Consider the following 10,021-nt stretch of genomic DNA (forward strand, 5'->3'; position numbering starts at 1 on the left):
GCATGGCTCGACGCTACAAGGCCGGTTGGATCAGAACGCCCAGGTGAACGTCAGCGAGCCATTGCGGCCGTCGCCGTAGGCACCGTAGCCGGTGATCTGCGAGTAGTACTTCTTGTCCAGCAGGTTGTTGAGGTTGGCCTGCACGCTGAACTCCGGCGAGATGCGGTAGCGCACGAAGGCACTGACCAGCGCGTAGCCTTCCTGTTCGAAACGGCCCACTACCGGCGCAGCGTAGTAGATGCGGTTCTGCCAGTTGGCACCGCCGCCGACGGTCAGTTCCTGCAGCGATTGCGGGGTGTAGCTGGTGAACAGCTTCAGCGCGGTCTGCGGCAGGTTGGTGTTGATGTCGGCGCCGTTGATGTCCTTGGCCACGTAACGTGAAGCACCGAAGGTCGCGTTCCAGCCCGGTGCCAGTTCGCCGTTCACTTCGAACTCGAAGCCGCGGCTGACGGTGCCACGTGCAGCGATGTAGGCGGTCTCGTTCATTTGCCCGTCGACCTTGTCCATGGTTTCCTGGCCAACGTTGTCCTGCTCGATGCGGAACACTGCCACGGATGCATTCAGCCGGTTGTCGAACCACGCGCCCTTGACGCCGACTTCGTAGCTCTTGCCATCGACCGGATCGAGGTAGCTGCCCTGCTTGTTGCGCAGCGTCTGCGGCTGGAAGATCTCGGTATAGCTGGCGTAGGCGGAGTAGGTATCGTTGATGTCGTAGACCAGGCCGGCATACGGCGTGGTCACTTTGTGCGAGCGGTCGTTGCCTTCGTCTTCGCTCTTCCAGTCGGTGTAGCGCGCACCGATGATCAGCTTCAGTGGATCGGCCAGCGACAGGCGTGCGGCGGCATAGCCGGCCTTCTGGGTGATGGTGCCCTGGCTGGCAAGCTTCAGCGGTCGCCAGTTCGGCTGCGGGAAATCACCGGTCCAGCCGAAGTAGCTGGCCAGCGGCAGGTACTGTGCATTCGGATCGTTGAAGTCAGGCTGGAAATCACCATAGTTGGCGAACTCACGCTTGTTGTAGCTCAGGCCGGCCATGAACTGGTGCTCGCGTCCGAACAGCTGGAACGGCCCATCGATGTAGCCATCGATGCCATCAACCTTGCGCTCGGTGTTGTAGAAGCCGGCCATCGGCGTGATGCCGGCGCCCGTGGTCTTGTTGAACGCGGTGTAGGCCGGATAGAACAGCTTGTCGTCGGCCTTGGTGCGGTCGTGGGTGGCGCCGATCTTGAACTTCCAGCCGTTGCTGAAGGCATGCTGCAGGGTGGCGAACGCACGCTTGCTGGTGGTGTCCCAGTAGGTCCAGTCCGGCGACGGATTGAACGAGGTCGGATAGTTGGTCGGGCTGCCATCGGCGTACCACATCGGGAAGCCGCCCCAGGTCGCGCCGTTGGCGCGCTTCTGCTGGTAGTCGTAGCCCACGCTGAGCTGCGTGTCCGGGGTCAGGTCGGCGTCGATGACGGCATAACCCAGCGTCTTGCGCTGGTTGTAGCGGTCCATCTGACCATCGGTGTCCAGGTAGCTGCCGATCACCCGGCCGCGCACCGTGCCACTGGCGTTCAGCGCGGTGCCCACGTCCACGGTGGTGCGGGTGCGGCCCCAACTGCCGACGTTCACCGAGATGCTGCCGGTCAGTTCTGCGTTGTCGGCGTGTTTGCGGATGAGGTTCACCGAGGCGGACGGATTGCCGGCACCGCTGAGCAGGCCGGTAGCGCCGCGTACCACTTCCACGCGGTCGTACAGCGCAAGATCGAGGCCGGAATCGCCGTAGCTCCAGTTCTGCACCATCTGCGTCGGCAGGCCATCGAACTGGTAGGCATCGATGTAGAAGCCACGCGCGTAGAACTCGGTGCGCTCGCTGTCGGACTGGGTGCTGGTCACGCCGGTGGTGTTGGCCAGCACGTCGATGATGTCGTCCAGCTTCTGATCTTCGATGCGCTGGTGGCTGATGATGCTGACCGACTGCGGGATCTCGCGCGGTGCCAGATCGAAGCGGGTACCGGCCGAGGTGCGGCGCACCGAATAGCCTTCGGCACGTTCGCCCTTGACCACCACCTTGTCCAGCGTGGTCGGATCGGCGGCGGTGTCGGCGAAGGCGGCTGGGGCCACGGCGCAAAGAACGGCAAGCACGGCAACGGACAGCCGCTGCGGCTGCAGGGTACGGAAGGCGGGACGGGTCATGGGGGTCCTGGACGAGCACGCGCGTTCGGCCGGCATCCAGGAGGCGAGGCGCTACGGGTAGGGGAAGGGCGGGCAGGCCGTCCTGGCACCACCGGAAACGAAAGAAATGGTAATACGAACTATTCCTATTTACAAATCATGAACGGTTCGGTGCGCGGGTGCGCCGTGGCGATCAGCGCAGCAACGGCAACGGGTCGCGGGGGCCGTTCGTGCCGTAGATGCCCCAGTGCAGATGCGGCGGCGTGCCCTTGGCATTGCCGCTGTCGCCCACGTGGCCGAGCAGGTCACCGGCCTGCACCACCTGGCCGCGCGCCAGGCCCTCGGCCCAGCCTTCCAGATGCGCGTAGTAGTAGCGTTCCCGCCCGGGCCCGATCACCCAGACCTGGCGACCACCGAGGCCGCGTTCGCTGACATCCGCGATGACGCCGGCAGTGACGCTGCGCACCGGCGTGCCGCGCTGGGCGAAGATATCGATGCCGGCGTGGGAGCGGTCGCGGCCGCGCGGCGCGCCGAAGGTATCGGCGATCTGGCGGGGGCGCACACCCTCCACCGGCACCGGGAGTTCGGTGGCCGGCGGCATGCGCGAGAGTGTCCACAGCATCCTCGGCGTGGCCGCCCATGGGCTGTTCCACAGCGCCATCGCGGCAACGACGGCAATGGCCAGCCACAGGCCGCGCAGCAGCCAGCGGCGCAGGCGACCGGCAGGAGAGGACGGAGTGCTCATGGTCTCCGACTGTAGCGTCGAGCCATGCTCGACGGCTGTTGCTTTGCGGTAAAAACGCAGTCGAGCATGGCTCGACGCTACAGAACCGGTGCCAGCGGGACCTCGAAACTCCGCTTCAAGGTGCCCAGTGCCACCGAGGTACGGAAGCGCTCGATGTTGTCATCGCCACCGAACAAGCGCTCGGTGATCGCCTCATACTCCTCCATCGACGCCGCCGAAAGCAGCAGCAGGAAATCGCCATCGCCGGTGATCGAGTAGCACTGCTGCACGGCCGGGTCGTCCTGCACGCGACGCTTGAACGGCGCCACGCGTTCGCGCTGCTCGCTGACCACGCGCACCTCGACGATGATGGTCAGCGGCCGCCCGACCTTCGCCGCAGCGACCACGGCCACATTGGCCGCGATCACGCCGCTGTCCTGCAGGCGCTTGATGCGGCGCTGCACGGCCGGGGTGGACAGGTGCACGGCCTCGGCGATTTCGCGCTGCGGCAGGGTGTTGTCCCGCTGCAGCAGGTCGAGGATGGCGCAGTCGAAGCTGTCGAGCACGGGGGCGGTGGCCATGGCGAGCAGAAGTTGCACGAACGGGCCGTCAATTGAGCCAAGTGCTCGGCACCGGCGCAATAGACTTTGCGCATGCAGACTTCACGATTCGCGCCGATGTTGCCGGCGCTGGCGGTGCTCGGCTCGGTCACCTCGCTGGCCATCGGCACCTCCTACGCAAAACACCTGTTCCCGCTGATCGGTGCCCAGGGCACCAGCGCGCTGCGCGTGGGCTTTTCGGCGCTGTTGCTGCTGCTGTTCTGGCGGCCATGGCGCTGGAAGACCAGCCGCGTGGATGCGATCACCATCCTGCGCTACGGGCTCACCCTGGGCCTGATGAACCTGCTGTTCTACATGGCCCTGCGCACGATTCCCTTCGGTATCGCGGTGGCCATCGAGTTCACCGGGCCGCTGACGGTGGCGATGCTGTCATCACGGCGACCGATCGACTTCCTGTGGGTGGGCTGCGCGGCGGTGGGGCTGCTGTTGCTGTTGCCGATCGGTGGCGGCCCGGCGCTGGATCCGGCCGGCGTGCTGTATGCCATGGGTGCGGCGGCGTGCTGGGGCCTGTACATCGTGTTCGGCAAGCGTGCCGGCCATCTGCACGCCGGGCATTCGGTGTCGCTGGGGCTGCTGGCGGCGTCGCTGGTGGTGGTGCCGGTGGGCGTGGTGCATGCCGGCGCCGCACTGCTCGATCCGAAGATCCTGGCGGCGGGCCTGCTGGTAGCGCTGGTCTCCAGCGCGATCCCGATGTCGCTGGAGATGATGGCGCTCAAGCGCCTGCCCAAGGAGACCTTCGGCATCCTGATCAGCATGGAGCCGGCAGTGGCCGCGCTGTGGGCGATGCTGCTGCTGCACGAGCACCTGCATGGATTGCAGTGGCTGGCGATCGGCTGCACGGTGCTGGCCTCGGTGGGCAGCACGATGACCGCGCGGCGGCTGAAGGTGCCGGTGGTGCAGGCGGGGTAGCGCCGGGCCATGCCCGGCGGAGAGCGTGCCAACCAAGGTTGGCACCCACCAGGAGCGGTCAGCGCAGGGCGTCGGCCGGGACGTCGATCTGCATCGCCAGGGCGAGGTGATCGGAGAACGCGGCCGGTACGGCTTCCACGGTGCGGGTCTGCAGGCCGCTGCTGACCAGGATGTGGTCGATGGCGCGATCGGGGCGCCAACTGGGGAAGGTCGGCACGATGCAGCCGGGGGGCTGCAGCCGGGTCTTCTGGTACAGCACCTGCATTTCCGGGCGTTCGGCCAGGCAGTTGAAGTCACCCATCAGCACCGCATTGGGATGGTCGGACAGCAGCTCGGCGATGAAGCCCAGCTGCGACATCCGCGAACCCGCGCCCAGCGACAGATGGGCTACCGCTACCGCCAGGCCATCGGCGCCGTCGCCGAACTTGGCCAGCAGCACGCCGCGCCCGCCGATGCGGCCGGGCAGGGCGTGATCCTGCACTTCCACCGGTTCCAGCTTGCTCAGCAGGCCGTTGGCGCTGGAGGCGACCCCGCCCATGCGCCGGTTCGGCTGGTGGCTCCAGTAGTTGAAGCCGGCACGCTGGGCCAGGTAGTGGGTCTGGTTGGTGAAGCCCGAGCGCAGGCTGCCCGGGTCGGCCTCCTGCAGGCCGACGATGTCATGTTCGCGCGCCAGGGTGGCGATCGCGTCCAGGCTGCTGCGCTTGCGGCCCGCCGGCAGCGCATGTGACCAGCTGCGGGTCACATAGTCGCTGTAGCGGCGGGTACTTGAGCCGGCCTGGATGTTGGCCGTCAGCAAGCGCAGGGTCCGTGTACGGGGGGAATTCACGGCCGGGAAACGCTTCTCTTGGATCAGTGAGCCTGGGCCGCACCGCGTTCGCGGGCGATCAGGTGGTCGGCAATGCGCAGCATGTCCGGGAAGCTCTTGCCCTTCACCAGGTACTTGCCGTTGACGATGATCGACGGGGTGCCGCTGATCTGGCTGCGCTGGGCGAACTGCTTGGCCGAGTTGGTCTTGGCATTCACCGCGAAGCTGCCCATGGTGGCGGCGAACTGCTTGGGATCCACGCCGTAGGCACCGTAGAACTTGGCGATGTCGTCAACCGAATCGGTGCCGCGCTCGCCCTTCAGGGTCTTCTGCGAATGGATGGCAGCGTACAGGGCTTCGTGGGTCTTCTCCTGCACGCCCAGGGTCTGCGCGGCGTAGAAGGCACGGGCGTAGTTGTCCCAGGTACCGCCGAACATGGCCGGCACGTAGACGAAGTTCACGTCGCTCGGCAGGCCGGCCTTCCACGGGCCGACCAGCGGCTGGAACGCGGCGCAGGCCGGGCAGACATAGCCGAAGATCTCGGTCACTTCGATCTTGCCGGCGGCCGGCTGGAACGGCTGGCCGTTCGGGATCACCTGGTAGTCGGCGCCTTCCACCGGGGCCGGGCCGGTCAGTGCGGTGGTGGTCGGGGCCGGTGCAGCGGCCGGGGCGGCTTCAGCCGCGGCCTTCTCGCCTTCGGCAGCGGCCGGGGCGGCGCCTTCGCTGCCAGCGGCCGGAGCGGCCGGTTCGGTGGTCGCCGGAGCGGCGGTCGGCTCAGCCGGGGCTGCGGTGGTGTTGGTGCTGCCGTCGTCGGCCTTGCAGGCCGCCAGGATCGGCAGCAGCGCTGCGAGGGCGAGGGCGTAACGGATCTTCATGGAAACGTCTCCAGCATCTGGAAAGGTGGGGCCGGCGTCATGCGCCGGCCAGGGGGAAATGATGACACGCGGCGGCGACAGCGCCGTGTCGGTGGTGGGTGTTGGTTCAGCGGCCGCGGGCGACGCGGGCCTGGGCGATCAGCGCCGAGGCGATGCGCAGCTGGTCGTCGAAGCTGTCGCCACGGACCAGGTACTGGCCGTTGATGATCAGCGCCGGGGTCCCGGGGATCTTGGTGCGCTGGGCGAACGCGCGGGCGGCATCGACCTTCTTCTGTACGGCATCGCCGCGCAGGGCCTGCAGGTAACGGTCCGGGGTCACGCCGTAGGCCTTGTAGAAGGTGGCGAGCTCATCGGCCGAGACGTTCTGCATCGGCAGCGAGCCGTCCTGGTGCAGGGCCTTGAACACGGCGGCATGGCTGCGCTTGGCCACGCCGACTTCGTCGGCGGCGTAGTAGGCCAGTGCCCAGGCATCCCAGGCGCCGCCGAAGGCTGCCGGAACCGGAGTGAAGCGCACATCGGCCGGCAGCTTGGCTGCCCAGGCTTCCAGCTGCGGTTCGAAACGGGCGCAGTGCGGGCAGGTGTAGCCGAAGACCTCGACCACCTCGATCTTGCCGGCCAGCGGCTGGAACGGGCCCGGCTGGGCGATGCGCTCGTAGTCCTTGCCTTCGACCAGCGGGGCATTGGCGGGGGTGGCGGCGCAGGCTACCAGCGGCAGCAGCACCAGCAAAGACAACAGCAGGCGGGAAATCAACCTCATCGACACGCATCTCCGTTGAAAAAAGCAACGCCGGCGCGGTCGCCGGCGTGAAGGAAACATACCGCAGCCGCGGGCCGGCGTGGCGACCCGGGCCGACCAGTGGTGGTCAGGGGGCGGCAGCCGGTTGTGCCGGCGCGGTGGCAACGGCCACGTCGTCGGCCTTGTTGTGCAGGCCCTGCAGGTAGCTCGACAGCGCCTGCACCTCCTGCTCGCTCAGCTTCTGCGCAACCGCAGCCATGATCTGGAAGTGCGCCTTGTCGGTCTCGTTGGTCTGGCCGGCCTGGTATTCCTGCAGGCGGCGCGCGACATAGCTGGCATGCTGGCCACCGATGTGGGGATAGGCCGGCCCCGGATTACCGGCGCCACTGGGGCCGTGGCAGGCCATGCAGGCCGGCAGGCCACGCTTGGCATCGCCGCCACGGTACAGCTGCTGGCCGATCTCGTAGAACTTCATGCCCTTGTAGGGGCCGTCGGTGACCGCCGTGTCATCGGCGATGCCGGCAGTGGCCTTCTGCGTGGCGAAGAACGCGCCGATGTCGCGCATGTCCTGCGGGGTGAGGTTCTGCACGAATGGCACCATCGCCACCGCCGCGCCGGAGCTGCGCTGCCCGTTGGCGATCAGGGCCATCTGCTGGGCGACGTAGCGTTCGCTCTGGCCGGCGATGGACGGGTACATCTCCACCGTGGAATTGCCGTCGGCGCCATGGCAGGCCGCGCAGGCCGATGCCTTGGTCTGGCCGGCCTTGGCATCGCCCCAGTGGGTCTTGCTGAAATCGACCTCCAGCGAGGCGGTGTTGATCGGCCCGTTGTCGGGCAGCGGGGTCAACGTGGTCTGCGCAAAGGCAGCGGCGGCAACGACTACGGCAGTGGCAAGGGCGGATACGGCAAGAACGCGAGCGTGGCGCATGCTAAAGCTCCGTATGGACCGGGCCGGGCGGCAGCCACGGCATCGCCCGGATTATCAACGCCGTTTCCGCGCACGGTCAACGCAGCAGTGCAGCATTTTCCCGGCAGAGGGCCCTGGGCCGGGCGCGCGGTGCCGCAACATGCGATCCTATGCACATGTCATTGCTCATCGAACGCGCTCAATACCACCTCTCTGCCCACAACATGGGGCAGCTGCCGCCCGATGAGGGGGCCGAAGTGGCCTTCGCCGGCCGCTCCAACGCCGGCAAGTCCAGTGCGCTCAACGCGCTGACCCGCCAGAACGCCCTGGCCCGTGTCTCCAAGACCCCCGGCCGCACCCAGCAGCTGGTGTTCTTCCAGGTGACCCCGGAAGCCCATCTGGTCGATCTGCCCGGTTACGGCTACGCCAAGGTGCCGCTGGACCTGCAGGCGCACTGGCAGGCCTTCATCGACCGCTACTTCCGCACCCGCAATGCGCTGAGGGGCCTGGTGGTGGTGATGGATATCCGCCACCCGCTGAAGGACTACGACCGGCAGATGCTGGCCTATGCCGTGCAGCGTGGCCTGCCGGCGCATGCGTTGCTGACCAAGGCCGACAAGCTGAGCCGCAGCCAGCAGATGCAGACCCTGCAGAAGGTGCGCAAGGAACTGCACTCCTCCTTCGGTGATACGGTCAGCGTGCAGGTGTTCTCTGGCGCGGCCCGCACCGGTGTGGACGAAGCCCGCGGCATCATCGGTGGTTGGTTGGGGCTGGAATAAGGCATTTCCGGTCGCCCGGCTGGCAGCCGGGCGCTACCGGATCGGGTGGGTGCCGACCTTGGTCGGCACACCCTCACAACGGCGAATACTCCGCCGGCACCCACGCATAGGCCTTGCCCTCGCCACGCACATGGCCCAGACCGGGGAACGGCAGGTGCGCACCGGCCACCCACCAACCGTTGGCGGTGGCCTGCTGCAGCAGGCCGCGACGGCTGGCGATGGCCGCCTTGCGGTCCGAATCGGCCTCGAAGGCCGCCTCCGGGTGCGCGAACTGCACTGCGTGGAAGTGCAGCACATCACCCCACACCAGTAGCGACTGGCCCTGGCTGTCGAACCGGTAGGAGACATGGCCGGGCGTATGGCCATGGGTGTCCATCGCCACCGCGCCACCGGGCAGGGCATCGCCGGGACTGAAGGTGCGCAGGTGGCCGCTGGCCTGATAGGGCGCTACCGCGTTGCGCGCCAGCGGGAAGGCAAAGCGCACGCCCTTCGGCGCGGTGGCCTCGCTGGCCGGGTTGAGCCAGTAGTCGGCATCGGCCTTGGACAGCCACACCGTGGCATTCGGGTAGGCCGGCTTGCCCTGCGCGTCGAGCACGCCGCACAGATGGTCCGGATGGGCGTGGGTCAGCAGCACCTCGTCCACCTCGGCCGGGTCCACACCGGAGGCGCGCAGGTTGCCCAGCACCTGGCCCAGGCCGGGGCCGAAGCACTGCGCGGTACCGGTATCGACCAGGGTCAGGTGGTTGCCCTGGCGCACAAGGAAAGCGTTGATCGCGGTCTGCAGGCCCTTCTTGTCTTCGGGCACGTAACGGCCTTCCAGCAGGCGGCTGACCAGCGTCGGCGGCACGTCCACGACTTCCTGCCGGCCCAGCGCGACCACGCCATCGAACAGAGCGGTGACCTGCAGCGCACCGACGCGCTGGTGGTAGACGCCTGGGACCTGCTGGGTGGGGGCAGGCGACGTGGTTTCGGCCAGCGCGGCCAGTGGCAGGGATGACAGGGCCAACAGCAGGGCGCGGTGCAGCGGCAGGGGACGCAGGGTCATGGTGGTTCTCGGTGGACGATGGGTGGTTCCGTTGCCGTATAGCGTGCCGTGGTCGACGTGTGTGCGGCGCTCAAACCACTACGCAGAATGCTCAGGGAGGGGTGTTGTCTGCAGGGCTGCGCCCTGCACCGGCAGAGGCAACGGCAACGGCCGAAGCAACAGCAACAGCCGAAGCAACAGCAACAGCAACAGCCGAGGCAACAGCAACAGCGGGCTATCCGTGGGATGGCGGGGTGGGTCCGGTTGCGGGGGCCGCTGCAAGTACGTCCATGTAAGCTCGGTCGCCGCATCCATGCGGCTCACGCCCCCGCAACCGGACCCACCCCGCCTTCGACAGTTTTCTGCGATCTGTCGGAACGGCAAACTGCTCTGGTGGGTGTCGACCTTGGTCGACACAGTAGATCCACGCCATGCGTGGATGATTCATTCGATATCTGACAGAAAAATCGTGTCGACCAAGGTCGACA

Annotated in this window: 10 protein-coding genes; 2 read left to right on the forward strand and 8 right to left on the reverse strand. The window is 67.2% G+C overall.

Annotation, left to right across the window (positions count from 1 at the left end; genetic code table 11):
• Nucleotides 1–30 precede the first annotated feature (30 nt).
• The 3 genes from fhuE to ACMZ91_RS18470 all read right to left on the reverse strand — a co-directional run bounded on the left by fhuE (nucleotide 31) and on the right by ACMZ91_RS18470 (nucleotide 3,459).
• The gene (gene fhuE, locus ACMZ91_RS18460; protein WP_277779320.1) at nucleotides 31–2,175 is read right to left on the reverse strand and encodes a ferric-rhodotorulic acid/ferric-coprogen receptor FhuE; all 2,145 of its coding nucleotides are present in this window, start codon (nucleotides 2,173–2,175) and stop codon (nucleotides 31–33) included.
• 172 nt (nucleotides 2,176–2,347) lie between these two features.
• Nucleotides 2,348–2,899: a M23 family metallopeptidase gene (locus ACMZ91_RS18465; protein ID WP_414578434.1), complete on the reverse strand. Its 552-nt coding sequence runs from the start codon at nucleotides 2,897–2,899 to the stop codon at nucleotides 2,348–2,350.
• 77 nt (nucleotides 2,900–2,976) lie between these two features.
• Nucleotides 2,977–3,459, reverse strand: coding sequence for an Lrp/AsnC family transcriptional regulator (locus ACMZ91_RS18470; RefSeq protein ID WP_049463305.1), 483 nt, complete (start codon nucleotides 3,457–3,459; stop codon nucleotides 2,977–2,979).
• A gap of 72 nt (nucleotides 3,460–3,531) precedes the next feature.
• Between ACMZ91_RS18470 and ACMZ91_RS18475 the strand changes: the two genes are divergently transcribed.
• On the forward strand, nucleotides 3,532–4,407 hold the full coding sequence (locus ACMZ91_RS18475; protein ID WP_012512098.1) for an EamA family transporter: 876 nt from the start codon (nucleotides 3,532–3,534) through the stop codon (nucleotides 4,405–4,407).
• Between the two features lie 58 nt (nucleotides 4,408–4,465).
• Here ACMZ91_RS18475 and ACMZ91_RS18480 read toward each other — a convergent pair whose 3' ends face one another.
• From ACMZ91_RS18480 to ACMZ91_RS18495, 4 genes are all read right to left on the reverse strand, one after another.
• On the reverse strand, nucleotides 4,466–5,203 hold the full coding sequence (locus tag ACMZ91_RS18480; RefSeq protein ID WP_005419292.1) for an endonuclease/exonuclease/phosphatase family protein: 738 nt from the start codon (nucleotides 5,201–5,203) through the stop codon (nucleotides 4,466–4,468).
• 53 nt (nucleotides 5,204–5,256) lie between these two features.
• The gene (locus ACMZ91_RS18485) at nucleotides 5,257–6,087 is read right to left on the reverse strand and encodes a thiol:disulfide interchange protein DsbA/DsbL (protein ID WP_049461263.1); all 831 of its coding nucleotides are present in this window, start codon (nucleotides 6,085–6,087) and stop codon (nucleotides 5,257–5,259) included.
• A 106-nt stretch (nucleotides 6,088–6,193) separates the two neighbouring features.
• Nucleotides 6,194–6,844, reverse strand: coding sequence for a thiol:disulfide interchange protein DsbA/DsbL (locus tag ACMZ91_RS18490; RefSeq protein ID WP_049461261.1), 651 nt, complete (start codon nucleotides 6,842–6,844; stop codon nucleotides 6,194–6,196).
• A 106-nt stretch (nucleotides 6,845–6,950) separates the two neighbouring features.
• Nucleotides 6,951–7,751: a c-type cytochrome gene (locus ACMZ91_RS18495; RefSeq protein WP_032128969.1), complete on the reverse strand. Its 801-nt coding sequence runs from the start codon at nucleotides 7,749–7,751 to the stop codon at nucleotides 6,951–6,953.
• Nucleotides 7,752–7,906: 155 nt separating this feature from the next.
• Between ACMZ91_RS18495 and yihA the strand changes: the two genes are divergently transcribed.
• Nucleotides 7,907–8,509, forward strand: a complete 603-nt coding sequence (yihA, locus tag ACMZ91_RS18500) for a ribosome biogenesis GTP-binding protein YihA/YsxC (RefSeq protein WP_414578431.1) — start codon at nucleotides 7,907–7,909, stop codon at nucleotides 8,507–8,509.
• 73 nt (nucleotides 8,510–8,582) lie between these two features.
• On the opposite strand, the gene ACMZ91_RS18505 is transcribed toward yihA, so the two are convergent.
• Nucleotides 8,583–9,554, reverse strand: a complete 972-nt coding sequence (locus ACMZ91_RS18505) for an MBL fold metallo-hydrolase (protein ID WP_049461259.1) — start codon at nucleotides 9,552–9,554, stop codon at nucleotides 8,583–8,585.
• Nucleotides 9,555–10,021 lie beyond the last annotated feature (467 nt).

The organism is Stenotrophomonas sp. FR024, assembly GCF_047500745.2.
Taxonomy (GTDB): Bacteria; Pseudomonadota; Gammaproteobacteria; order Xanthomonadales; family Xanthomonadaceae; genus Stenotrophomonas; species Stenotrophomonas maltophilia_A.

What these genes read in the sequence shown, in the direction of transcription:
- ACMZ91_RS18485 (WP_049461263.1), bottom strand. Translation starts at nt 6,087, where the DNA reads ATGAAGATCCGTTACGCCCTCGCCCTCGCAGCGCTGCTGCCGATCCTG.
- ACMZ91_RS18495 (WP_032128969.1), bottom strand. Translation starts at nt 7,751, where the DNA reads ATGCGCCACGCTCGCGTTCTTGCCGTATCCGCCCTTGCCACTGCCGTA.
- fhuE (WP_277779320.1), bottom strand. Translation starts at nt 2,175, where the DNA reads ATGACCCGTCCCGCCTTCCGTACCCTGCAGCCGCAGCGGCTGTCCGTT.
- yihA (WP_414578431.1), top strand. Translation starts at nt 7,907, where the DNA reads ATGTCATTGCTCATCGAACGCGCTCAATACCACCTCTCTGCCCACAAC.
- ACMZ91_RS18470 (WP_049463305.1), bottom strand. Translation starts at nt 3,459, where the DNA reads ATGGCCACCGCCCCCGTGCTCGACAGCTTCGACTGCGCCATCCTCGAC.
- ACMZ91_RS18475 (WP_012512098.1), top strand. Translation starts at nt 3,532, where the DNA reads ATGCAGACTTCACGATTCGCGCCGATGTTGCCGGCGCTGGCGGTGCTC.
- ACMZ91_RS18490 (WP_049461261.1), bottom strand. Translation starts at nt 6,844, where the DNA reads ATGAGGTTGATTTCCCGCCTGCTGTTGTCTTTGCTGGTGCTGCTGCCG.
- ACMZ91_RS18505 (WP_049461259.1), bottom strand. Translation starts at nt 9,554, where the DNA reads ATGACCCTGCGTCCCCTGCCGCTGCACCGCGCCCTGCTGTTGGCCCTG.
- ACMZ91_RS18465 (WP_414578434.1), bottom strand. Translation starts at nt 2,899, where the DNA reads ATGAGCACTCCGTCCTCTCCTGCCGGTCGCCTGCGCCGCTGGCTGCTG.